27 protein-coding genes and 1 riboswitch (1 of these 28 only partly in view) are annotated in these 23,754 nt (G+C 51.9%); of the genes, 18 read left to right on the forward strand and 9 right to left on the reverse strand.

The annotated features are described in order from the left end of the window. The first annotated feature begins 16 nt into the window (after positions 1–16). Together NDK47_RS07955 and NDK47_RS07960 are read left to right on the forward strand one after the other, a co-directional pair. A complete protein-coding gene (locus NDK47_RS07955; RefSeq protein ID WP_251876053.1) occupies positions 17–1,096 on the forward strand; it encodes a M42 family metallopeptidase in 1,080 nt (359 codons plus the stop codon). A 15-nt stretch (positions 1,097–1,111) separates the two neighbouring features. Continuing rightward, complete coding sequence (locus NDK47_RS07960; RefSeq protein ID WP_251874313.1) at positions 1,112–1,621, forward strand: hypothetical protein; 510 nt, start codon at positions 1,112–1,114, stop codon at positions 1,619–1,621. A gap of 55 nt (positions 1,622–1,676) precedes the next feature. Here the strand turns inward: NDK47_RS07960 and NDK47_RS07965 are convergent, their stop codons facing one another. Continuing rightward, positions 1,677–3,092 (reverse strand): HD domain-containing phosphohydrolase, encoded by a 1,416-nt coding sequence (locus NDK47_RS07965; RefSeq protein ID WP_251874314.1) that lies wholly within the window; start codon positions 3,090–3,092, stop codon positions 1,677–1,679. A 272-nt stretch (positions 3,093–3,364) separates the two neighbouring features. Then, a complete protein-coding gene (locus tag NDK47_RS07970; RefSeq protein ID WP_251874315.1) occupies positions 3,365–4,624 on the reverse strand; it encodes an MFS transporter in 1,260 nt (419 codons plus the stop codon). A 311-nt stretch (positions 4,625–4,935) separates the two neighbouring features. Here NDK47_RS07970 and NDK47_RS07975 point away from each other — a divergent pair, with 311 nt between their 5' ends. From NDK47_RS07975 to codY, 9 genes are all read left to right on the forward strand, one after another. Next, entirely contained in the window at positions 4,936–5,160 is a 225-nt protein-coding gene (locus NDK47_RS07975) for a hypothetical protein (protein ID WP_251874316.1), read from the forward strand. A 128-nt stretch (positions 5,161–5,288) separates the two neighbouring features. Next, on the forward strand, positions 5,289–5,600 hold the full coding sequence (locus NDK47_RS07980; RefSeq protein WP_251874317.1) for a YtrH family sporulation protein: 312 nt from the start codon (positions 5,289–5,291) through the stop codon (positions 5,598–5,600). Then, a complete protein-coding gene (locus NDK47_RS07985) occupies positions 5,597–6,076 on the forward strand; it encodes a sporulation membrane protein YtrI (RefSeq protein WP_251874318.1) in 480 nt (159 codons plus the stop codon). Before NDK47_RS07980 ends, NDK47_RS07985 begins: the two co-directional genes overlap by 4 nt. Before the next feature lie 89 nt (positions 6,077–6,165). Next, positions 6,166–6,948, forward strand: coding sequence for a sporulation protein (locus NDK47_RS07990; protein WP_251874319.1), 783 nt, complete (start codon positions 6,166–6,168; stop codon positions 6,946–6,948). A 204-nt stretch (positions 6,949–7,152) separates the two neighbouring features. After that, a riboswitch (glycine riboswitch) is annotated at positions 7,153–7,258 on the forward strand. A gap of 259 nt (positions 7,259–7,517) precedes the next feature. Beyond that, a complete protein-coding gene (gene glyA, locus NDK47_RS07995; RefSeq protein WP_251874320.1) occupies positions 7,518–8,759 on the forward strand; it encodes a serine hydroxymethyltransferase in 1,242 nt (413 codons plus the stop codon). A 13-nt stretch (positions 8,760–8,772) separates the two neighbouring features. After that, positions 8,773–9,306 (forward strand): serine dehydratase beta chain, encoded by a 534-nt coding sequence (locus NDK47_RS08000; RefSeq protein ID WP_251874321.1) that lies wholly within the window; start codon positions 8,773–8,775, stop codon positions 9,304–9,306. Next, entirely contained in the window at positions 9,288–10,160 is an 873-nt protein-coding gene (gene sdaAA / locus NDK47_RS08005; protein ID WP_251874322.1) for an L-serine ammonia-lyase, iron-sulfur-dependent, subunit alpha, read from the forward strand. Before NDK47_RS08000 ends, sdaAA begins: the two co-directional genes overlap by 19 nt. 15 nt (positions 10,161–10,175) lie before the next feature. Then, on the forward strand, positions 10,176–10,565 hold the full coding sequence (gene gcvH, locus NDK47_RS08010; RefSeq protein WP_251874323.1) for a glycine cleavage system protein GcvH: 390 nt from the start codon (positions 10,176–10,178) through the stop codon (positions 10,563–10,565). 155 nt (positions 10,566–10,720) lie between these two features. Then, on the forward strand, positions 10,721–11,503 hold the full coding sequence (gene codY, locus NDK47_RS08015; RefSeq protein ID WP_251874324.1) for a GTP-sensing pleiotropic transcriptional regulator CodY: 783 nt from the start codon (positions 10,721–10,723) through the stop codon (positions 11,501–11,503). A gap of 38 nt (positions 11,504–11,541) precedes the next feature. Here codY and NDK47_RS08020 read toward each other — a convergent pair whose 3' ends face one another. Further along, complete coding sequence (locus tag NDK47_RS08020) at positions 11,542–12,891, reverse strand: MFS transporter (protein ID WP_251874325.1); 1,350 nt, start codon at positions 12,889–12,891, stop codon at positions 11,542–11,544. After that, complete coding sequence (locus NDK47_RS08025) at positions 12,860–13,582, reverse strand: ArsR/SmtB family transcription factor (RefSeq protein ID WP_251874326.1); 723 nt, start codon at positions 13,580–13,582, stop codon at positions 12,860–12,862. The genes NDK47_RS08020 and NDK47_RS08025 overlap by 32 nt, the downstream gene beginning before the upstream one ends. 158 nt (positions 13,583–13,740) lie before the next feature. Between NDK47_RS08025 and NDK47_RS08030 the strand changes: the two genes are divergently transcribed. Together NDK47_RS08030 and NDK47_RS08035 are read left to right on the forward strand one after the other, a co-directional pair. Next, a complete protein-coding gene (locus NDK47_RS08030; RefSeq protein ID WP_251874327.1) occupies positions 13,741–14,973 on the forward strand; it encodes an MFS transporter in 1,233 nt (410 codons plus the stop codon). A 138-nt stretch (positions 14,974–15,111) separates the two neighbouring features. Next, the gene (locus NDK47_RS08035; RefSeq protein ID WP_251874328.1) at positions 15,112–16,422 is read left to right on the forward strand and encodes an MFS transporter; all 1,311 of its coding nucleotides are present in this window, start codon (positions 15,112–15,114) and stop codon (positions 16,420–16,422) included. Here the strand turns inward: NDK47_RS08035 and NDK47_RS08040 are convergent. Next, positions 16,342–17,121 (reverse strand): SDR family NAD(P)-dependent oxidoreductase, encoded by a 780-nt coding sequence (locus tag NDK47_RS08040; protein ID WP_251874329.1) that lies wholly within the window; start codon positions 17,119–17,121, stop codon positions 16,342–16,344. The two genes, NDK47_RS08035 and NDK47_RS08040, sit on opposite strands and share 81 nt — an antisense overlap. A 106-nt stretch (positions 17,122–17,227) precedes the next feature. On the opposite strand from NDK47_RS08040, the gene NDK47_RS08045 reads away from it, so the two are divergent. After that, positions 17,228–17,443: a DUF1540 domain-containing protein gene (locus NDK47_RS08045; protein WP_251874330.1), complete on the forward strand. Its 216-nt coding sequence runs from the start codon at positions 17,228–17,230 to the stop codon at positions 17,441–17,443. A gap of 69 nt (positions 17,444–17,512) precedes the next feature. Here the strand turns inward: NDK47_RS08045 and NDK47_RS08050 are convergent, their stop codons facing one another. Beyond that, positions 17,513–18,103, reverse strand: a complete 591-nt coding sequence (locus tag NDK47_RS08050; RefSeq protein ID WP_251874331.1) for a 5' nucleotidase, NT5C type — start codon at positions 18,101–18,103, stop codon at positions 17,513–17,515. 91 nt (positions 18,104–18,194) lie between these two features. On the opposite strand from NDK47_RS08050, the gene NDK47_RS08055 reads away from it, so the two are divergent. Further along, a complete protein-coding gene (locus NDK47_RS08055; protein WP_251874332.1) occupies positions 18,195–18,767 on the forward strand; it encodes a DUF5353 domain-containing protein in 573 nt (190 codons plus the stop codon). 40 nt (positions 18,768–18,807) lie between these two features. On the opposite strand, the gene NDK47_RS08060 is transcribed toward NDK47_RS08055, so the two are convergent. Next, the gene (locus tag NDK47_RS08060; protein ID WP_251874333.1) at positions 18,808–19,347 is read right to left on the reverse strand and encodes a DUF84 family protein; all 540 of its coding nucleotides are present in this window, start codon (positions 19,345–19,347) and stop codon (positions 18,808–18,810) included. 112 nt (positions 19,348–19,459) lie between these two features. Between NDK47_RS08060 and dapF the strand changes: the two genes are divergently transcribed. Beyond that, positions 19,460–20,329, forward strand: a complete 870-nt coding sequence (dapF, locus tag NDK47_RS08065; protein WP_251874334.1) for a diaminopimelate epimerase — start codon at positions 19,460–19,462, stop codon at positions 20,327–20,329. Positions 20,330–20,397: 68 nt separating this feature from the next. On the opposite strand, the gene NDK47_RS08070 is transcribed toward dapF, so the two are convergent. Next, positions 20,398–21,273, reverse strand: coding sequence for a muramidase family protein (locus NDK47_RS08070; protein WP_251874335.1), 876 nt, complete (start codon positions 21,271–21,273; stop codon positions 20,398–20,400). Positions 21,274–21,471: 198 nt separating this feature from the next. After that, positions 21,472–21,612: a hypothetical protein gene (locus NDK47_RS08075; protein ID WP_251874336.1), complete on the reverse strand. Its 141-nt coding sequence runs from the start codon at positions 21,610–21,612 to the stop codon at positions 21,472–21,474. Positions 21,613–21,887: 275 nt separating this feature from the next. Here NDK47_RS08075 and NDK47_RS08080 point away from each other — a divergent pair, with 275 nt between their 5' ends. Beyond that, complete coding sequence (locus NDK47_RS08080; protein ID WP_251874337.1) at positions 21,888–23,036, forward strand: cysteine desulfurase family protein; 1,149 nt, start codon at positions 21,888–21,890, stop codon at positions 23,034–23,036. Between the two features lie 19 nt (positions 23,037–23,055). Further along, positions 23,056–23,754, forward strand: partial view of a tRNA uracil 4-sulfurtransferase ThiI gene (gene thiI / locus NDK47_RS08085; protein ID WP_251874338.1) — the 5' portion only. 501 nt of this gene lie beyond the right edge of the window; the window shows 699 of its 1,200 coding nt (coding positions 1–699); the start codon lies at positions 23,056–23,058; the stop codon falls past the right edge of the window.

The following is a 23,754-nucleotide window of genomic DNA, read 5'->3' on the forward strand; positions in this document are numbered from 1 at the left end:
AGGAGGGATTTTCGTGATGGAGAATCAATTTCAATGGGATTTGTGGAAGCGCTTGACTGAAGCGCCAGGAGTATCTGGCTTTGAAGGACCCGTACGTACGATCATGCGGGACTATATAGAGAAATACACCGATGAAATCGTTTACGATCGATTGGGCAGCATGTTTGGAGTCATGCGCGGAGATGAAGCGGGACCGCGGATCATGGTTGCCGGTCATATGGATGAAGTCGGTTTCATGGTGACCGGGGTTTCCGAGAAAGGCTTTTTATCCTTCCAGACTGTAGGGGGATGGTGGGGACAGGTTCTGCTTGCACAGCGGGTTCATGTCATCACGCCAGCAGGTGCTGTGGAAGGCGTCATCAGTTCCATTCCGCCGCATGTTCTCAGTGATGATCAGCGCAATCGACCGATGGATGTGCGCAATATGTACATTGATATCGGCGCGGATTCACGTCATGAGGTGGAGCAAGCCGGCATCCGTCCGGGACAGCAGATCGTACCGGTCTGTCCGCTTACACCGCTGGTCAATCCGCGCAGATTGATGGCCAAAGCCTGGGATAACCGCTATGGATGCAGTCTTGCGATTGAATTGGCAAAAGAACTGAAGGAGCGCCCGAATCATCCCAACGTGGTCTATGTAGGAGCCACCGTACAGGAGGAGGTTGCCGGGACTCGCGGTGCAAAAACGGCTGCCGGCCTGATTGACCCCGATCTGTTCTTTGCTCTTGACGCCAGTCCCGCCGGAGATATTCCGGGTGTTCAGGGTGGCGGAGGCAAGCTGGGGGGCGGCGTCTTGATGCGCTTGTACGACCCCATGTACATGATGCCAACCCAGCTTCGCGATTTCCTGATTGGAATCTGTGAAGAAGAAAACATCCCGTATCAGATATACGTGGCCAAGGGTGGCACGGACGCCGGCGTGGTCCAATACCACGGGGCAGGGGTGCCGTCTGCTGTGATCGGGATTCCGTCGCGCTACATTCACAGTCATGCGGCAATCATGGATCGAGATGATTACGAGGCAGCCAAACGACTGTTGTTTGCAGCTACCCGAAAGCTGGATCGGGCGACCTTTGAAAGCATCTTGCCGCGATAGGAGGAATACTGCCACATGCAGGCTATCACGCTGTACAGGAGACAGTCGGGAGAAGACGTCTCTTTTGAATACAATATCTTTGACAATCAATTTTCTCCGAGCAATCTCGCGGTTCGAAAAGTGCTGATGGCGATGCTGGAAAGTGTTCACGGGCGCCTGTCCCATCTGGAAGTAGAGTACAATGACCAGATGCTCGCCGATAAATGGGGGGCGAAGCGCTCAGCAGAATGGCTGGTGTTCCTGGGGGCGGCAAAGGAGAACAGGCGGGACAACCGGAGCGGCGACATTGTCGTCAGCCGGACGTTTCGTGCGCCCTTGACACAGGAGCGTTATGCGTTCTTTTACAACCTGCAGGATATCTCGGTGTTTCCCCATTACCGCCTGCAAGAAGAGGAGCAGGAGCGGATTGTCTTTTATTTCTCCCGCTATTTGCAGCTGCTCGCCCCTTTGAAAGAGGCTGAGCGGTTCCTTGCCCGTCTGGATGGGTTTCAACTTCCCTATAAAATCGTGGAGCTGCGTTCCTGAATAAGAAAAAAAGAGTCATTTGGCCGCACAAGCATGCGGAAAATGGCTCTTTTTTCTAACTGCTGATCGGATGGGTAAGGCTGACCTCGTTTTTTTCCTGGAACCGGTCCAACAGTTCATTGGCACGTGAAATATGATGGGCTTGCAGAAAGACTTCTTCCGTGACGCATTGGAAAAAGACATCTACGACAGTGGGACAAAATTGGGTTCCCGAGTTTCGAACCAGCTCATCACAGGCTTTCGAATAGGAAAGCCCCTTGCGATAGGCCCGGGAAGACGTCATGGCGTCAAAAGCATCCGCCACAGCAGTCACCCGTGCCAGTAGAGGTATCTCTTCTCCTACCAACTGGTCTGGATACCCTCTGCCATCAAAGCGTTCGTGGTGATGACGAGTAATCACCATGATTTTTTGTATCTCATCAGAATCATGTCTGCCCGATTCCGCGTACAGCCGTTTCAGCAAGGCTTCGCCCCGGATGGGATGGGACCTGATAATCTCATATTCTTCGTCTGTCAGGCGTCCAGGTTTGAGCAGGATGCTGTCTTCAATCCCGATTTTTCCAATATCATGGAGCAGTCCGCCGGTATACATCGTCTCCAGCGTCTTGTTGTCAAAGTTCATGTTCTTTCCCATGATTCGCATGTAAAAGGCTACGCGTTGGGAGTGACCCGAGGTGTAGGAATCCCGCTCTTCCAATGCAACGGCCAAGGTCTTTAAAATACTCTGGTTGGTTTCGATCAGTTGTTCGCCGCGAAGCTTTGAGCTGAGTAAGGCCTTTTCTTTCCTCTGGGTGTTGTACAGGAGTACTGCGGTAATGAGATAGCTGCCAAAAACCAGAATGACCAGCAGTGTTTTGAGATCGGACAGTTGTTTGTAGAAATACGTTTCTGTGGTGATGAGGCTTACATACCAGTCCCATTGAGGAAAATACCGGACGATTGCGATTTTGTTTTCACTTTTCTGAGAACCCGGGACCAGCGAAGGATAGGTGATGACGGATTTTCCCTCGCGAAGCACCTCCTGGGCGAGGGTCTGTCCCTCTGAAGCCGAGAGGTGAAATAAATTTCGTCCCTCCAACTGCGGGTGAACGACGAGAATACCTTGTGAATTAAAGACTAAAAATGATTCTCCCGATTGCATGGTTAGATCCACAGCATCTGAGTTGCGCGTTCCGTCAGGGCGTTTGGGGCCGGCCAGCAAATTCCTCGCTTCATATTCAGCCTCGGACAGTGAAAGGGAATCCTCCTTTACCCTTTCATCGTAGAGTGTCAAAATCTGGAAGGTGGAATTTAATTGTCGATTCATCTTCTCGATTTCATTCTGGTAATAAAATTGCTTGGCCTGCGAATAACCGAAGAACACGATGATGGAAAAGATGATAGGAAGCAATAGGAGGAACACTGGAAAAAGGCGGGTTTTGATCGTCTTCTTCTGTAATAGGAGAGGCAAGACGCTACGTCCTTTCCGCATTTTGGAATTCTTCTTTTCTTCATAATAGGATAAATAGCAAATTGCATCAATAAAATCAAAGGATTCTGTCGAAAAATCGCTAAAAAGGGACGGCATGGCCATCCCTTCTCTTTAGGTGGAAGGACGGTTGGGTCCCTCCAGTTTTTTATCGCCATACCCCGGGGCATCATTTTGCACCGAGCGGGGTTGACGGTTTGATTCTGTTCGGTCTTTTGGAGTGGCAGCGGTCTTCTGATTTGCCTGGTCCAATGGATTCCCTCCCTTTTCCTCTGTTACTTGGCGGGTTCTTTTCTCCGCCCGGGTTGTGTTGGGTACACGGCGCTTGCGGGTGTGCCACGTTTGTGACGGGGCATGGCATACATGGCAAACAGTCCCATAACGATCGCCAGGACCACTGTTGCAAGAGCGTACACGATCCACGGGTATGTGCTGCCAACTCCGCCCAGCCGCTCCAGCATGGTGCCGCCGATACTGGTCCCCAGTGCCGTGCCAATCCCCGAGACAAAATTGGCCATGCCAAAGTAGGCTCCTAGCCATTCCTCCCGGGCAAAGTGACCGACGAGGCTGTCTGTGACCGGCATCAGCAGCATTTCTCCGATAATAAACAGCACGGCCGCTGTGCTCAGCGTGGCGAACCGGTCGGCGAACCCGATGCCGAACAAACCGGCTCCCACCATCAGAATCCCTCCGATCAGCGAGAGATAGGGATTGATGCGGAACAGCACGTATCGGGAAATCAGCCCTTGCAGCAATACGACACTGACGGAGTTGATTGTCCAGATCAGTCCAATCAGATGGGCAGATTTCAGTACATATTCCCCGCGCAGCGGCAGGACGAGAGCGAATTGGGCATAAAACGCCCAGATCAACAGAGAGATCGCGGAAAACAGCAAAAAGCTGCGGTGGCGCAGGATGTGACGGTACTCCGACAGCGGGGTTTTCTTGCAGTCATCACCGGTGCAGCGGTCATTGGGCAAAATGAAACGAATGGCTGTAGCCAAAAGTAGAAAGACCATCGCCGACAGTAAAAACGGATACAGGTTTCTGGCAGTCATCCAGGTAATGGTCAGCCCGGCGATGATAATACCCGAATGCGCAAAGATGCCGCGCCAGGAAAAGGCGGCCGTTCGCTGGTCGGCTCGAACCTTGTCCGCAATCATCGCTTTGATCGTGGGGGAGAGCAGCCCCACACCCAATCCGTTGAGTCCGGAGAAAAATAAAAAGAGCGGGTAGCTCTCACTGAAGTGATAACCCAGCATGGCTCCAGCTTGAAGCAAGGCACCTGTGATCATGATAAAGCGGCGGCCGAGACGGTCTGACAGCGGTCCCCCCAACAGACTGCCCGCCTGATAGGTCAGACTTCCAATCCCCAGTACAAGCCCTACCTGTCCAAGGGAGAGGGCACGGGCTTTTTTGAGAAAAACCGGAAAGACAGGAATGATCAGATAGGAGGCCAGGTGCATGAAAAATACCAGGACAAGCAACAGGGAGTAAGTCTTGTTCCGCCAAAGCTGCTCTGTTGCAACGGTCATGTGCTGCCTCCTCTCTTTGGGCAATCTCTCCCTAGTATGCTTGTTGCCGCAGGGAAACTATGCACACGATCTGGGCGGATGCACAATTTCGCAGGGAGGAGGCAATCGTCCAATCCAACCGTTGATCCCTGTCATATACCTATTACTGTAAAAAAGTTGTGGGCATACATGGTGCAAGGTTGCGTCAAGCGACAAGGAGGGACAAACATGAGGGGTTTTTTTGCAAATCACGAAGGATTTGAAGTAGTGATTTGGATCCTGGTGATCATCTTTCTCCTCTCCATTTTCTTCGACGAAGGGATCGATTAAAGGTGAGCGCATACCGTCCGATTCGCCGGCTAAACCGCTATTACAAGAGCAATGAGGGTTTTCGGTCCTGGGTTATGGCAAATGAACAATGGTTTCGTGAAAATCCGGAAGTGTTCCGTCAGATGCTGAGCGATCCCCATATGGTCAATTTGTTTATGGACCTGATGGTGATGGACTCGTCGCGGATCCAAAGGAGGCTTCGCCGAACCGGAAAAAAAGGAAAGTGATTTTAGAAAGCGGCTGGTCCAAAAGGGCTTGCCGTTTTCTACGTGAAGCCGGATCTTTTCTTGTTCTCATATTTGTCCACTTCTCTGCGTAGGGATTAACATACGTGGAATGAGCCGGAGGGATAGAGATGGGACAGGTCATATTAACCTTTTTTGTTGCGTACGGGATCGTTGTCGGTGGAGCGCTGTCCGGGGGACTGGGCGTTTTCCTGAATGAAAAACCGCCGTTGTGGTCGATCGCCCAATTGGCGGACCAATTAAAAATTTGGGGCCTGGTAGGCGCCCTCGGCGGAACGTTTGATTCTTTTTTACAGATAGAAAAAATTCTCGCAGGCAATTTTTCACCTGTCTTTAAACAACTGGTCATGATCGTCGTTGCCTTTTTGGGTGCGCATATGGGGACGATCTCCATTCATTGGCTGGTACAGGTGCGTTCATGAGCATCAAGCTGTGGAAGCGCTACATTGCTTTGCTGGTAATAGGCGGGATTCTGGGCGGCTCGACGATTTTGTTCATGTACGGCCGGGAAATGGAGCAAATGATGCTGGTCAAGCGAAGTCTGGAAGTATTGAATGAAAAGCTGATGGATGAAAATCAACGGCTGAAGCAATCGGAAAAAGTGGCAAGAAGAAAACAAGAGGTTCTGATCGAAGAGATCCGGGTCACGGTACTAGATACCAAGCTGCATGAGACGATCGAGCTGCAGGTCGCCCGACAGCTGGAAAAAGACCTGGCTTCCCTGAAAGGAAAAAAAGTGGAGCAGGTAGCGGAGGTTCAGGAGATGCTGCATGAGATGCTGCGCAGACGCGAGTACATTATCGAAGGGACGATGGTGGAGGTGCGGGTGAAGACGGTAGCGATCAGCCGGATTCTCCATCTGTTTGTGACCGCAGAAGTAAAGCGGGAGGAACCGTGAAACTTTTTCGAGGAGCGCTCCGTATAACAGATACGAAAATCATTGCGCCAGCTTATTGGCGCAGGGTATGCGGAGTGAGGAGAGTCGTCATGTCGCTGTTTAAAAAATTGATGGCAAGTGTCGGAATAGGAGCTGCGCAGGTAGATGCCCGTTTGCAGAAGGACACATTGTTGCCGGGAGAGATTGTCAGCGGAGAAGTGTATATCAAAGGCGGTGACGTTTCGCAGACGATCGATGACATCTATATGTACGTCGTGACGCACTATGAGCGCGAAACGAATGACAAAACAATAAAAGAAGAATATATTTTAGCCAAGCACCAGCTCGCAGAAAAGTTTGGCCTTTGTCCCCGGGAAGAAAAGGTGATCCCGTTTACCTTCCAACTGCCATATGAGACTCCGCTTACGATGGGGCGGCAGCCCGTTTATTTGCGGACGGGTCTGGATATCAGGAACGCCGTCGATCCCGGTGATTCGGACTTTATCGAGGTTCGGCCGCACCCCTTGATGGAGAAGGTGCTCCAAGCTCTGCAATTGCTCGGTTTTCAATTGTGCAAAGTGGACTGTGAATACAATCGTCTACTTGGCCGCTCCCATCCATTCGTTCAGACGTTTCAGTTTCGGCCGACAGACGAATACAGGAATCGCGTGGAAGAGCTGGAACTGGTTTTTTACCTGAAAGAGCATGAATTGGAGGTCTTGCTGGAGCTGGATAAGCGAGCCCGCGGTTACTTTGGCGGACTCGGGCTGTACGAAGCGCTGAATCTGGACGAGCGCTATGCCCGACTTTGCTTGTCAGAAGCAGAGCGGAATTGCTCTGTTGAAGAGTGTGCCGCACAGATGGAAGAGCTGATCCGCCAGCGCATTCGCTAGTTGGAAACCCCCTCCAGCTCCTCGCCAACAGGGGGGCTTTCCCATCGTTTTGGTCGCATGTAGAAACGGTGTAAAAACTCCCAGCCCCATTTTTTCATTGGAGTCAAAATTTTTTAGAATAACGTATAATTGGTGTTCTATTCGAAATATTGTTGACAATGCTGAAGACATTGACGTATGATTCGAAGTAATTGCATACAGCGGATGACGTTTGTGGGAGAGACCGTGACGCATGAGCCGGCACCGAAGGAGCAAGTCCCAAAAATCCTTGGGAAAGAATCTCTCAGGTAAAAAGTACCACAATCGGACGCACCTCTGGAGAGAGCGGACAGCCACCCAAGGGGAAGACTCCCTCACAGGAGTTAAACTCTCAGGTAAAAAGGACAGAGGAAAGGTAGATTAATCACAATCTATCTTTCCCCTGTTCTTTTTTTTGTGAAAACCGTCCAGATGTTTTTCATGAAAAGGGATGTGATCCCTCGCAGTCATCACTTTTGTCACTCGAAGAGAGGGGACACGGTCATGACTGTTTTGACTCGGGAAAGATGGAGCCAAGGGAGGATTATCGGATGAGTTTGCGAGAGCACGATCGGGACATCTTCGAAGCTATCGAGGCCGAACATCAACGTCAGTTGGGGACGCTGGAGCTGATCGCTTCCGAAAACTTTGTCAGTCAGGACGTACTGGACGCCATGGGATCGGTCTTGACCAACAAGTATGCGGAGGGTTACCCCGGTAAGCGGTACTACGGAGGGTGTGAACATGTAGATGTCGTAGAGCGCTTGGCCATCGACCGGGTGACGAAGCTGTTCGGTGCCGCCTATGCCAACGTTCAGCCGCATTCAGGCGCACAGGCGAATACGGCCGTATTTTTCTCGCTCCTGCAGCCGGGAGATACCTTTATGGGCATGAACCTTTCCCACGGTGGCCATTTGACTCACGGCAGTCCAGTCAGTCTCTCGGGAAAATGGTTTAACGTCGTTGCCTACGGTGTCCGCGAAGAAGATCATTTGATCGATTACGATGAAGTGGAAGCGGTTGCACGGCGCGAGCGGCCAAAGGTGATCATTGCTGGCGGCAGCGCGTATGCCCGGACCATTGACTTTGCGCGTTTCCGGGAAATCGCGGATCAGATTGGAGCCAAGCTGATGGTGGATATGGCCCATATTGCCGGATTGGTAGCAGCCGATGTCCATCCCTCCCCGGTACCGCATGCACATGTCGTGACGAGTACGACGCACAAAACCTTGCGCGGTCCGCGCGGCGGCATTATCCTGACCAACGACGAAGAGATCGCCAAGGGGGTAAACAAAGCGATCTTCCCCGGGATTCAGGGCGGGCCTCTGATGCACATCATTGCGGCCAAGGCTGTCGCCTTCCGAGAAGCATTGGAGCCTGACTTCCGCCAGTATGCAGAGCAGGTGGTCAAAAATGCAAAAGCGCTGGCTGACACGCTCCTGGAGGAAGGAGCAAGACTGGTGTCAGGTGGCACGGACAATCATCTGATCCTTTTGGATACCCGTGTGTTTGGCCTGACGGGCAAGGAAGCGGAGCATCTCTTGGAAGAGGCGGGGATCACGGCAAACAAAAACACCATCCCGTTTGATCCGGAAAGTCCATTTGTCACCAGTGGCATTCGCATTGGCACAGCTGCTGCAACGACCCGGGGCATGAAGGAAGACGAGATGAAGACGATTGGCCGCTCGATTGCCGCTGTACTGAAAGGAAAAGGTGATCCTTCCGTGCGGTCGGTGATCAGCCAGCTCTGCTCCGCCTACCCGCTCTATCAAAGAGTGCAGCAGGTTCGCTGACGGAGGCCCCCATATGATCTACAACAGTTGCTTTGACATCATCGGGCCGATTATGGTTGGACCGTCCAGCTCACATACAGCAGGAGTGGTATCGATCGGAAAGTTTGTCTACGAGCTGCTGGGAGCCTCTCCTGAGCGAGCCGAGATCATTTTGTATGATTCTTTTGCCCAGACCTATAAAGGACATGGGACCGACAAAGCGATTGTAGGCGGACTGATCGGTCTGGACACGGATGATTTGCGGATACGTGAAGCGCTTGGGCTGGCAGAATCCCAAAATGTGTCGATTTCTTTTTCATTGGAAGAACAGTGCCCGTTGTACGATCATCCCAATACTCTACAAGTAATAGCGGAGACGGGGACGGATATATTTCGCGTCTGCGGTGTCTCGCTCGGAGGCGGTATATCCAAAATCGTATGGATCAATGGAGAGTTCGTCGATATTCTCTTGAGTCAGCCTTATGATGCCGGGCACATCAAAAGGGAGCTGAAGCAGCGGGAGTACAGCCAGATAAGGAGCGAGGAATCATGGATTTTCGTTCGATGACGGAGTTGATCGAGCAGTGTGAGCAGCAGAACAAAAGCATTGCCGAGATCATGATCGAGGTGGAGGAACGCAAATCAAAGCGGAGCAAAGAGATGATCATCGGGATGATGAAAGAACGCCTGATCAAGATGAAAGAGGCCATCGATCAGGGAAGCTCTGATCCCACCTCGGCTCCAAGCGGCATCTCCGGCGGTGATGCCTATCTGATGGAAAGGTACAGAGAAAAAGCGAAGCCGTTGACCGGTTCTCTGGTTTCAGATGCGATGCGCTTTGCTTTTGCCACATCGGAAACCAATGCGCGAATGGGCGTAATTGTGGCTACACCCACCGCCGGTTCAGCGGGAATCCTGCCAGGCTGTCTCTTTGCTTTGCATGAAAATGAAAAGTTTACGTATGAACATCTCGTCATGGGACTGTTTACGGCGAGTGCCATCGGGTACGTGATCGCCAACCGCTCTTTTATTTCCGGTGCGGCGGGAGGATGTCAGGCGGAGGTCGGTTCCGCTACCGCTATGGCTGCAGCTGGAATTGTTGAAATCAGACAGGGGACTCCCAAACAGGCTGTTATGGCAGCAGCCATGGCGCTGAAGTCGATGCTGGGCCTGGTTTGCGATCCGGTAGCAGGTCTGGTGGAGGTACCCTGCATCAAGCGAAATGTCATCGGGACCTCGATTGCATTTGCTGCTGCAGACATGGCGCTTGCGGGGATTGAGAGCCGGATACCCTGCGATGAAGTCATCACCACGATGTACGAGATCGGCAGAAGCATGCCGCGTGCCTTGCGCGAGACTGCGCTTGGCGGACTGGCTGTCACACCGACAGGACAAGAGATGAAAAAAAGAATTATGGGATAGCAGGGGGAGCAATCAATGAGCGACGTACGTGAGGGATTGGTATACAGCCGGGAGCATGAGTGGGTGGAAAGACTGAGTGAAACGCGGGTACGTGTAGGCATTTCGGGTTTTGCCCAGGAGCAGCTGGGGGACCTGGTTTTTGTTGATCTGCCTGCAGTAGGAGCCACGGTAACGATGGATGAGAGTCTGGGTTCCGTTGAATCTGTGAAGGCTGTTTCCGATATTTTTTCTCCGGTCTCCGGGACAATCGTCGAAGTGAATGGAAATCTGGAAAGCGATCCGGAGACGATCAACCAAGATCCATACGGGGAAGGCTGGCTGGTGATCATCGAGCTGAGCAAGCCGGAAGAAATGCAGGAACTGCTTACTGCGGCCCAGTACGCGGCGTTTGTCGCAGAAGAATAAGGGCGCCGCCAGCGGATAATTAGAAACGGACAGGTCTTTTATGGCACACACCATAAAGGGCCTGTTTTTTTTATTATTGTCTCATTTGGTTGTATAAGCAGGGATTTTTCTGACAATACTGTAAGTATACATAACCTGAAGGAGGAAAAAATGGAATGAATTTACTGGAAAAAACTAGAAGGATCAACGTTATGCTGCAAAAAACCATGGGAGGGAGCGGTGTCGGGTACCATGATCTGGCTCGTCTGCTTGCAGATGTGATCGGCGCCAATGTCTATATCGTCACAGCGGATGGAACCATTCTGGGTAACGGCGTACGTGAAGAGTACGGGATTGGTGCTGCTCCAGATGGAAACGGGGCAGGAATGCTGCCGTTTGGCTACAATCAAAAGCTGCTGGAAATTAACCAGTCTTTGGCCAATGAAGTAGCTCAAAGCCCGTACAGCATGGTGCCGGAGGAGCTCTTGCCGCTCTTCCCGCAGATGATGACCACGATTGTCCCGATTAATGCAGGCGGGAGTCGGCTGGGCACACTGGTATTGCTCCGTGCCTTCGGCAACTTTGAGACGGAGGATCTCATCCTGGCGGAGATCGGCGCTACGGTGATCGGCATGAAAATTGTCCGTCAACGCACAGAGCAGATCGAGAACGAGGTGCGTGACAAAACGTTTGCCAAGATCGCTCTTTCCTCTCTGTCCTACAGCGAACAGATCGCGATTGAAAAAATCATGGAACAGCTGGATGCGAAAGAAGGGTTGCTGGTGGCAAGCCAGCTGGCCGATCAAGCCGGCCTGACCCGTTCGGTAATCGTCAACGCCCTGCGCAAGCTGGCCAGTGCTGGCGTTCTGGAATCTCGCTCGCTGGGCATGAAAGGAACCTACATCAAGGTATTGAACGACAAGTTTCCGTCCGAACTGGCAAAATGGAAAACGTCTTAAAGGAAAAAGCCTGATCCGCAGAGGATCAGGCTCTCTTTTTATACAGAAAGTGACGTTTGCTCTGCTTCCTGGCGAGGTTCGTCTCTCGCCCATAGCGGGTGCTGTTCAGCCTGGCGGAAGTGGCGAAAGAGGATCAGACTCAGTCCAATCAAGCCGACAGCCGTTCCCCCTACCATCAGCAAGGAGCTGGCTGCCAACAGCTTTTTGTTGAGCAAAAATGAACAAAGGGCATAGCTGACCGGTCCCAGCCCCACGGACATAAAGGTAAGCAGGGACATCACGCGGCCCAGCATGTGAACAGGAACGATCGTCTGGATATAGGTAATCAAGGGAATATTGGTCATCGTCATCATCATCCCGACGATCAGCATCATCAACAGACCGAAGGGGAGGGCGTGCATGAAGGAAACGGCGGCAATCCCTGCGCCCATGAAACCGACAAAGAGCGGGATGAGGAGGAAGCGGCCGCGAAAGCCTTTGCACAGCCCGGTAATAATCCCGCCCGAGATCGTGCCTACCCCGAGTGCCGTGTTCAGTGTGCTATAGGCATTGCTGTCCCAGCCGAGCTGTTTGACAAGGAGCGGCAGCCCCATGTTGACGGGACCGGAAAACATCATGTTGAGAACCAGAGAGGTACCGAAAATAATCATCAAGATCGGAATCGCTTTGCTGAAGCGAATGCCCTCGAATACTTGTCGGAAGAAGGAGGGCGCTGCAGCAGGGGAGGATTCGGCTGCTGCATTTTCAGAGAGGTTGCCGGAGATGCTTTCCTTCTCCGTCGGCTGCAAGCGAAGTGTCCAAATGATCAGGGTACCGAGAAAAAAAGCGGCGGACATGATCAAAAAGGTCAAACCATAGCTGGTGCTTCGCATTAACACAGCGGCCACCAGCGGACCGCCAACCAGGCTGACCTGTTGAGCGATTTCCATCAGGCTATTGGCGGGTGCAAGCTGTTCCCGGCTGACCACAGAGGGTAGTATACTGCTTCTCGCCGGCCAGAAAAAAGCGTCGACTGTTCCAAATAAAAAGGCCGTCACATACACAGAGTAGGTAAAATAGGGATTCGTCTCTTGAAACAGCAGGGAGCCGAATCCGGCCAGCACGATGCCCCGGGCCAGAATGGAAGCAAACATGATCCACTTCCGGTTGTATTTGTCCGCGGCCACTCCCCCTACCAGCATAAAGATCAAGCGGGGAATGGACATGCACATCAGCGTTGTTCCCAGGATGGATTCAGACCCGGTGACATCGACAATAAACCAGGACAGCGCAATAAAAAAGGCTCCGTCTGCCAAAGCAGAGATGAGGTTTCCCGTCCAAAGGCGCAGAAACTGCCTGTTCTTCCAGAGTGCAGCTTTATTGGCGGGTGGGGTCATTGCCTGCGTCATCGCTTTTAATCCTCCTGCATATTTTTCTAACGGTCGCATCACGGATGAATTCATAGCCCTCTGGCAGTGATTCATCCTCAGCGACATAAATCTGTTCGTCTGTCATAAATCCGACGTTTACAAAATAAAATACCTCATTTGTATCCTCGACTTCTCCTGCTGCAATCCGTTTCAGATGCCGCTCTTCCATCTCACCCAGTTCGTCTAACAAGGCATAATACTTGTCGAGCCAGGCTTTAATCTCCTCACGCGGTGCCTTGATCTCGCCGTTTCCGGCAAACATCGGCGGACGCTTGGCTTCCTCTGCAAATAACAGAAAGGACTCCTGCGGTGCATTGTACAGACGATTGATACTGGTCCGCAGGTGATTGATCATGGCCTCCTGCATCAGCAGGGTGTCCTCCTGGATGGAAGGGAGAAGGACGTCGCTGACTTTGAAATCATAAGCCACTGAGCGGAAAAACTTTTGCACGATTCCGTTTTTTTCTTCCGTTCGTACTACGTGGACAAAACCATAATGCTCCAGTTCCTTGAGGTGGTAGTGAACCTTTGAGGGAGACAAAGACAGCTTGGTAGCGAGCTGCTTGCCTGTCTGTTCTTCCTTGACCAAAAGGGTCACGATTTCCATTCGCAGAGAATCACTGATTGCTTTCAGCTGTTCCAAGCTTTCGATCACCATATACCGTCGCAAAATAAACCCACCTCGATCACAAGAATTTGATTCGATACATTTTTTAAACGTTCAAATAATCTTGAACGTATTGTAACAATAGATCGTCATCTTGATCAAGAGAAATCTGCTTTTTTCGTGCAAATAGTGTTACAATACGGAAAAAACGGTGAAAGGACATGGTATGTATGCCCGCCATTCTCAAGCATCCCGTCTTTCGCCGTCTCTACGCGGCTCACATTATACACATCGTCGGGAATGAATTTACGTTTATTGCCGTCGTGGGTCTTCTGCATGACCTGAGTGGTTCCGGTCTATCTTTTGCTGCTGGAACCGTTTTTCGTTTGCTTCCCTACGTGATTACGAGCTTGTTCTCTGGCGCTTTGCTGGAAAACTGGGATAAGCGAAAGGTTATGATTAACGTAAACCTGCTGCGGGGCATTTTGGTCAGCCTCTTTTTTTGGATCACGACTCCCGCCTATCTGTGGGTTGCCTTTTTGCTGCTCATCCTGGTCAACGTCTGCAGTGCGTTTTTTCAGCCGGCGATGCAGGTAGCGATTGTCTCCTCGGTGGAGTCTGAGGATCGGCTGCAAGCCAATTCACTGCTCCAGGGAACGACTTCTTTTTTGATCATCGTCTGCCAGGGGATTGCAGCATTCTTGGTCTATTATTTTTCCTACCGGTTCAACTTTTTACTGGATGCTGCCTGCTATTTTGTCTCCTTGTTCATTTTGCTGAAAATGCCGTCTATGCGCGCAGCAGGAGAGAAAGCGAGTGTCAGCTTTCTGACTCGGTTCCGTGAGGGCTTCCAATACATTCGGAAGGCTCCGCAAATCAAGTCGGTTTTGGTCTACCAGATGGCAGAGCGAATCTTGGGTGCCTATTACATCATGCTCATGTTTCATATTTTGCAAGAGCGAAAAGAGGGCCTGCATATTTTCGGATTGCTTGATATTCCGCTTGGGCTGGGAGGCGTGTTGGCCGGAATCGTAGTCAGCAAATGGGCGGACAGGGCCGGTGAAAAGCGGGTGAATGCCGCGTTGGGCTGGGTCTTGATCGCGATGGGTCTCTCCATTTACGCGATGTTCCATGCCGGGCCGATCATGATATTAGCCGGTGCTACCCTGTTTTGTGCGTTTGCTTCGTTCAGCGCTACCATTATGGCAGTGACCCGCTTGCAGCGTTTGACGGATGCGGATTATCTGGCACGCGTGTTCTCGATAAGAGAAATGGGAACGATGGGCAGCTTTGCAATTGGTTGCCTGATCGTCGGATACGGGGCTGAAGAGGTAGGAAGTGCGGTGATTTCCAGCGGCTTGGCTATTTTTGGCTTCATTGCCGGAGTGCTTTGGCTGTTCGCAGCACGAGCCGGGAAAACAGTGGAGTCTGCAACAGAAAATGCCGCATCATAAAGAAGAGGAACACCTTTTTGCAAACTAACGGGTGCAAAGAAGGTGTTTTTTTGTGGTTATTTAATAAACATAGTGATTGAATATGTATAAGATATGGAGTAAAATGAAAATAAGCTTGGAAAATAGAGGGAGACACATATGAAACAACTCTGGAAACATTCTGCTTTTCGCTGGTACTGGCTCGGACTGTTTTTATCTTCATTGGGGAATTCATTTGGCTGGGTCGCACTGTCCTGGTTTGTCATGAAACGAACAGGATCTCCCATCGCCATGGGGGGAGTCGTTCTCGCCTTTATGCTTTCGGCGGTGGCCGCAGGTCTAGTGGTCGGAGTCCTTCTCGATCGCTTTCCAAGGCGCAAGCTGATCATCTGGGACAACATTTTACGCGGGATTATCTTCGTGGCGCTGGTCATCGTCTTGCAGACAGAAGCACTGCCGCTGTGGGTCATGTATGTGCTGATCGTACTGGCAGGTCTTCTCTCGCCGCTCAGCAGCGCAGGGGCTCAGGCGCTGTTGCCTCGTCTGGTTCCTGACAAAAACCTGCTTGTGAAAGCAAACGGGGTAATGGAAAGCCAGTGGCAGATTACGAATTTGTTTGGGCCCGCTCTGGCCGGTGTGCTCATCGCTCTGATCGGTGAAGCCATGGTCCTATTGGTGGATGCCGGTGCCATGTTCTTATGCGCGTATTGTTTCGTGCGGATTCCGGCAGCTTCCTTGGAGGAGCCTGTCGAACCGGGCAGCGCTCAGCAAGCCGGAGCCTTTTTTCGTACACTGGGCAGCGATATTTTAACCGGGTATCGTTTTCTCTGGAAGCGGTCGCAGCTTCTTTGGCTGCTGTTTTTCACCTTCTTTTTTAATATGGCGTATGGTCCCTTGGAGATCGCTCTGCCGCTGTACGCCAACGAATTTCTCGGAGGAGAAGCCATCGCCATGGGCTTCCTGTGGTCCGCGCTCGCGGGAGGAGCATTGCTTGGATCGCTCTTGTTTTCCACGATTAACTGGAAAGTTTCGACCGGGATCACACTGTCATCGATCATCATCCTGTGGGGCATAACCACACTTCCCTTTGCTTTTTTCACGAGGACTGATGTGGCGATCGCGTCGATGGCACTTGCAGGGATGAGCTTTACCCCTTACAACATCTTGTACCGAAGCTATTTGCAGAAGCAGATTCCCTCCCACTTGCTGGGACGTGTGCTGACGAGCGTGCGAACGATTACGGGCACCGGAATGCCTGCTGGGGCCGGTTTGGCCGGGCTGCTGATTCCTTTGACCGGGCTGCAAGGAATGTTTCTGGCCTCGTCCGTAGCGTGCATGGTGATCGGGCTTGTCGCGCTTCCGCTTCTTCGCGGACTGGACGCAGCGCAGCTACTTGCGGTTGAGCAAGGGAGCCAGGAGACGCTTCAAGCCAGCGGGCAGGAGCAGGTAAAACAGGGAGAGCAGGTGTAGGCGGCGAGGCAGGGCAAGCTCGTCCTGCTTTTTTTCTACCGCATGCAGTATACGCCTGGCGGTCTTCTCCGGAGTAAGCAGATAGCGCTGTACCTTTCCTCTGTATGCCCCTGTCCGGTCGGCATGGTCCAGGAAAGGCGTGTCGATCGGGCCGGGCATGACGCACGTCACCTGTATGCCTGTTTTCGCCAATTCATGTCTGAGACCCTCGCTGAACCGGATCACAGCGGCTTTGCTCCCTGCGTATACGGCCGCCTTGGCAGTGGCCACTTGCCCAGCCAGCGAGGCAATATTGACAATGTGTCCTGTCTTTGTCGCGAGCATCATCGGCAGAAACGCATGGGTGATATAGAGAAGTCCATTCACATTGGTGTCAATCGTCTGTTTGATGTCGGTCAGGTTCATTTCTGCGAAGGGTTCAAACGAAGCCGTTCCGGCGTTGTTGTAAAGCAGGCTGCATTGCCCGAAATGTTCCTGGACCCATTCTGCCAGCTGCTTGCATTTGGCCGCGTCGGTGACTTCAAGGGCAAAGCAAAACAGATGGGCCGGGTTTCCCATACTTTGGGCGAGCGCCTCCAAACGTGATTCCGAGCGCGCCGCAGCAATGACCGTGTCCCCTCGCTCCAAATGCAAGCGCACCAAGGCAGAACCGAGTCCACCGGTAGCCCCGGTAACGACGACAACCTGTTGTTTTTGCATACTTACCCTTCTTTCTTGCTTCGGTTTAGGCAATTGTTGATGCTGGATATGGAAAGTATAAGCCGTTCACATGTGGTGAAGGATAGCCCCTAGGGGGTGAATCAACATGCCAGAAGTAAAGTGCAGCGTAGCCAACTGTGCGTACTGGGGCGAAGGAAACAACTGTAATGCCGACATGATTATGGTGGAAATCGACGCCCATGCAGGTGCAAACTTTAAAGAAGAGTTCGCCGGCGAGTACGGCTACGACTCTACCCACAAGGATCGGGCAGGCTCTTCCTCCCAGACCTGTTGTCACACCTTCAAACCAAAAAAGCAGTAAGGTAGTAAGGAAAAAGACGTATCCCGTTTGTGGTGATACGTCTTTTCCTTTCATGCTTCTATGCGTTCTTTATCGCAGAATATGCTTGATCGGCCACGATTTTACCAAAGTATCGACCTGCTCCCAGGAGTACACTCTGTGAACGAGCTCGGGAAGCGTCCCCTGGTTGTAGGGTGTATCGAAGAGCAGGATCGGAATTTCCAGGTCTTCTGATAACTGCAAGGCATTTTCCAATCGATCCTCAAGAAACAGGTCAACCCGCCATTTCCGTGCGGCAGCCAGCTTGTCGTGGGAACCGATCAGGTCCAGCTCATGATAAGGGATTTGGTAGCGGGAGAACCAGTTCAGGGTAACATCCCTGTGCCGGGCTTCCCTGGCGCTGATGTAGACGAGTCGATGCTGATGGTACCAATTCCGTAAAACCGCGTCGGCTGTTCCGTGCACCGGTGCTTCATCGTATAACCGCTCTCCATTTTTGTCCAGCCAATCGGCAAAAGCTTCCTCGGTTATATTGTAGACAGTCGCCAGATTGTACGCAAAACAGTCTTCGTATCGCAAATGTTTACCAAAGCTTTCGTTCATCAACGGCACGATACTGCTTGGTTCCGTGACCGTCCCGTCAATATCGATGCCAATTATTAGGGTTCTCTCTGGTTTCATCCTCTCGCCTCCAGTTTAAATTGTACACCGAAGGCAGAGAATAAGGCTACTTCCTTCACCATAATCCTTGTGCAAAGGGGCTGAGCATCCCATGGCGTACGACAAAGACGAACGTATGAATGCTGAGCAGAAGGAAGCAGACAACGGGCTCGCTGAAATGGTGGATCAGCGGGACACGGAGTTTGCTGCTGACAGTTGGATGGGGGCTGTATTCACCCCGGACACCAGCAAGACCAAACGAATCATCGACTACGATCCACAGACGCAGACAGAGCGCTACGAGGGAGAATCGACAGAGACCCCCTTTGGTAATCTGGCCGGAGCCGATGTGGAACGGGTACCCTCTCGTACAACGGCTGAACGTACGCGGGATTACGATGTAGAGAGTGCCGCAGAAATCGCGGAGCCTGTCCGTGGAGTCCGACGTTCCAACCAGACAGAGTCAGAGCCTGAAAATGGAGCAAGCGGCCTGGGAATGACAGGGCTTGGCCTGTCCATCCTGTCCCTCTTTTTGCTGCCGTACCTGATCGCTCCAGTCGGAATGATCCTGGGTTACATGGCGTTTCGTCGAAATGCCCGTACCCTTGGCACGTGGGCAATGATCGTAGGTGCTGTTGCGCTGATTGGCGCACTGGTGATCTACCCATACTACGTCGCCCGATAGTGCTCATCAGCCTCTCCTTTCAGGGGAGGCTTTTTTCATTTTAGGTCGTCTCCCGGTAAAAGGGTGAAACGAACGGAGCAAGAGCGGCAATCACTGCATCCCGGAAAACCTCTGCTCGCTGGATACGCCCGCCGGTAATCAAGCCATAAGCGCCTCCCCGGTGGTTGCTCCCTGTTGTGCCGCTCCATTCATCAATGACGGTCCGCAGTTCAACATCCTCGCGCTTGATCCGCTCAACTGCTTCATTCGGCATCGGAAACGCCAGGCCTTTTCCCAGGGACAACTGCGTCCCATCCCAGGCAGCGCACACGGAAACCAGGTACCATTGCTGGGTGAAGAGGTCGTCGTAAGCCAGACCGCCTTCGAGTCCGAGTCCAATGTAGCCTTCGCCGGCTTCCGTGAGGGCGGCCTTGGCCCGATTCACTGCACCGCGAATCGTCTCCTCTTCCGAGAGGGGTTGGTCGGAGATACCGGAGGGGACGGACATACAAAGAGGATCAGCCCCTGTTGCCAGCCGAACAGCTTTTACTTTTGCTTCATTTTTTGTGCCGAGAACATATTTGAGTGTGGAGAAATCCATCGCTATCCTCCTCGCTGTTGCATGCTAGGGGTAGTATACCACGACTGTCCAAGGTGATGTTCTGTGTTAAAATAATGGATAACAGAACGCCGAACACAGAGAGGAACCGACGATGAAATTCACCAAAATGCATGGGTTGGGAAATGATTATGTCTACGTCAACTGTTTTGAAGAGCGGCTGGAGGGCGTCAATCTGCCGGAGCTGGCGAGAAGAGTCAGTGATCGTCATTTTGGCATAGGCGGAGATGGATTAATTCTGATTATGCCGTCCGATTCAGCTGATTTCCGCATGAGAGTCTTCAATAATGATGGCAGCGAAGCAAAAAACTGCGGAAACGGACTGCGCTGTGTCAGTAAATACGTGGTGGATCATGGCTTGACGAAGAAAACCTCTTTTACGGTAGAGACGCTGGGGGGAATCGTCACTCCGGAAGTCAGCCTCGGTCCTGATGGAAAAGTGGATGTGGTGACGATAGACATGGGCGAGCCCCGATTCAAACGCTCTGCGATTCCAATGACGGGCGAGCCGGATGAGCAGGTGGTGGAGCATCCATTGACGGTGGAGGGGCGTACCTTTCCCCTGACGGCTGTCTCGATGGGCAACCCCCACGCCATATTGTTTGTGGAAAAGCTGGAGGAGGAAGATGTCACCGCTTACGGTCCTCACATCGAGCGGCATGAGTGGTTTCCCGAACGCACCAATGTGGAATTTATCCAGGTGTTAAACCGGCAGGAACTGCTGTTTCGTGTGTGGGAGAGAGGTTCGGGAGTGACGCTCGCCTGTGGAACCGGGGCTTGTGCGGCAGCGGTTGCGGCCTGCCTGAGCGGAAAGACGGAGAGAACCGTTACTGTCCATCTGGCAGGAGGTGACCTGCTGATCGAGTGGCGGGAAACAGACAATCACGTCTATATGACCGGGCCGGCCACGGAGGTCTTTCAGGGAGTGTATGCTGGAGAATTGCCTGTGGCCGACAGGAGGTAGGAAAAGGAAATGTAAATGTAAATCCGCCCTTTGGCCAGTTTGCCATGCCGGGGCGGATTTTTTGTTCGCTATTTGGAAAGTCCTGCGGCGATCTTGATGGCTGCCTGGTGATCGGGATCGATCAGATTATCCATGTGACGGAGACTGCCGGGAAAGTGAATGTCAAAATGTCCGTCAAAGCTATTGTCGGTGATGTACTCGATACTGTGCGGCATAGACGTCATCGAAGCAGCCAGTTTTCTGCCGTTCACTTCTACGAGGACCGGGCGCACCTTCCAGGAATAACTGCCCCCCCAGATATCTTTGATGATCGCCGCATCTGCTGCTGTCAGCGGCTCGGTGTCCGAGTGAAAAGAGCCGATCGTCCGCTTAACCTTAAATTTTCGTTTTGTTTCGAAATCGGTTACGACTGCAACCGTGTTGATCGGGAAGAGGTACTGGGCTGCTTCAAACCAATCCAGATACTCGCCATAGGCAGCCCCCGGAGTCGAGGTGAGCGGGATATGATGCACCGGAATTTTTACGGTCTGTCCAATTTGCAGGTAATCCTTTTCCGTTAGTTTATTTGCCTGTAAAAACTCCTCCTGCGGAATGCCGTGTGCGATGGAAATGGTCCAGGGTGTATCTCCTTGGGAAACGGTGTACGTGGACATCGTCACCCAGGGCTTGTCTGCTTTTACGGATTGGGTAGCCTCCCCCAAGCGAACAGTATAGACCTGAGAATCTGGCGGTATGTAGAGGTTTTGACCTATCAAGAGCATGTCCGACTGAAGCTGGTTGGCTGCCTTCAGTTGTTCGACAGTCACGCCATACCTGTAAGCGATTTTTCCGAGCGTGTCTCCTGATTGGACGGAAATGGATTCTGCCGATGCCTGAGCGAGCGGAAGCATGGCAAGAGCGAGCAATGTACTGACAGTCGTGCGTTTCCAAGATGCGTTGAACATAGATGTCTGTCCCCCTTGGTCGTTTACTCATGTTGTGCATACTGCGCAAGAATATTGTAAACGGAGGAAACAGCTGCTTTCATTGGATAAATGCTTCCTTCATTGGCAAACGGATCCAGCGCCTGGAAACAAAAAATGCGTGGGATTCAGCACGTCCTGTGTGCATCCTTCCACGCTAATCAAAAGGGTTAAAATGGATCAACCGTTGTACACCTCATTTAGATAGGCTGTTTCTGCTTTATCGATCTGGGTATGATTCATTTTTTTCAGCTCAGCCTGGAGCCGTTTCAGTTCCGCTTCCATCTTGCGGATTTTCTCTTGCATCGCTTGTGCAGTCATGGTGATTCTCTCCTCTTCGTTGTCTTTTATCTAAATTTACAGACTATTTTAACGAATGGGCAAACTGTTGTAAAGAGCAGTTTGGCAATGTAAGCGTTTGTATCTGTGAAGGATTGATGAACGTTTTAGAGGCTTGTGAGAAAAAAGATAGTGACTCGTCCAAAAGTGGGAGAAAATAGAGGAAATCGAAAGCTCCGCTCTATGTGCAAGGAAAGAACTCGTGTTATGATGAAAGGTAGACTTTGGGCCAATGCCCACGTGGAAGGTGTGGACCTGTGATTTATTTTGATAATAGTGCCACGACCCGGCCTTATCCTCAGGTAATTGAGGTGGTGAAGCGGGCGATGGAGTCCTATTATGGAAATCCCTCTTCGCTCCATCAGAAAGGACTGGAGGCCGAAAATGTATTGAAACAGGCGCGCGCGGTAGCCGCTCAGTATCTCGGCTGCAAACCGTCCGAAATCCTGTTTACTTCCGGAGGAACTGAAAGCAACAACGCCGCCCTTAAAGGAGTGGCCTTTCAATATCGGGGTAGGGGCAAGCATATTGTGACGACCAGCGTAGAGCATCCTGCCGTATACGATGTATGCAAACAACTGGAGTCTTTTGGCTTCTCTACAACCTTCTTGCCGGTCGATCGCTCAGGGCGCGTCTCGGTGGAGGCTGTTAAACAGGCAGTGAAAGACGATACGATTCTAGTATCCGTCATGCATGTGAATAACGAGTTGGGGACGATCCAGCCGATTGCGGAAATCGGTCAGTGGCTGAAGCAATTTCCAAAAACCCTGTTTCATGTCGATGCTGTCCAGAGCTTTGGAAAGCTGCCGATTCGACTCAAAGAGTGGGGAATTGATTTGGCGAGCATCTCTGCTCATAAATTTCACGGTCCCCGGGGCATTGGCATCCTGTACAAGCGGGAGGGCTTGATCATTCAGCCCTTGCTCACAGGCGGTGGTCAGGAGGGCGGTCTTCGCTCCGGCACGGAAAATATCCCTGCGATCGCCGGGATGGCCAAAGCCATTCGCATATTGACAGAAGAGGGAGCACGGGATGCAGCAAACATGATTGCGCTGACGCAGCGGCTCCGGGACGGACTTTCGCAGATCCCGGGTGTTGCGCTCAATTCTCCCGAGGAAGGAAGCGCACCGCATATTACCAATATCTCCTTCCCTGGCATGAAGGCAGAGGTTATCCTCCATGCATTGGAGGAGCGGGGATATCTCGTATCCACCAAATCAGCCTGTTCCTCCAAGCGGGATGAGCCAAGCCGCGTCTTGATGGCGACCGGGATGGACAAGGAGCGTGCGTTGTCTGCTATCCGGATCAGCCTGAGCAGAGAAAATACCGAGCAAGAAGTGGAACAGTTTCTTGCTGCTGTAGCGGAAGTAAGTGGGATGTCTTCATTTAAAAAAGCAAAAGTGTAAGGATGCAAAGGAGCCTGTTATGAACTACGATGTCATCTTGATTCGATACGGCGAACTGGCCTTAAAAGGAAAAAATCGCGATCAGTTTGAAGAAGCACTGGCGCGCAGCGTCAAAAGTGTGCTGCGTTCCTTTTTCAAAATCAAAGTGCGGCGCAGCTACGGACGCATGTATGTTGAATTGCACGGGGAAGATGCGGAAGCTGTAATGGAGCGGCTGAAGCGTGTATTTGGCATTTCCTCGTTCAGCCCTACCATTCAGGTGGAACAGGATGCCGAAGTGATCAAAGAGAAGTCACTCGAGATGATCCGCCAGATTCAGCCGGAGCCCAAAACCTTCCGCGTGGAAACGCGACGGGCTGACAAGCGTTTTCCAACTCCCTCCATGGAAATGAACCGATTGGTAGGAACACATATCCTGCGCAATTTGCCGGCGATCAAAGTGGACGTTCACCAGCCGGAGGCGGTTGTCCATATCGAAATTCGTGCAGAGGGTACGTATATCAGTTGTCAGACGATTCCGGGACCGGGCGGTTTGCCGGTAGGCTCCGGCGGCAAAGTCATGCTTCTGCTCTCGGGCGGGATTGACAGCCCTGTGGCTGGTTGGATGATGATGAAGCGCGGGGTTACGCTGGAGGCAATTCACTTCCACAGTCCTCCGTTTACCAGTGAGCGTTCATTGGAAAAAGTCCGTGATCTGGCACATAAGTTAACCAAGTGG

Origin of the sequence: Brevibacillus ruminantium (assembly GCF_023746555.1) — a bacterium.
GTDB lineage: Bacteria > Bacillota > Bacilli > Brevibacillales > Brevibacillaceae > Brevibacillus > Brevibacillus ruminantium.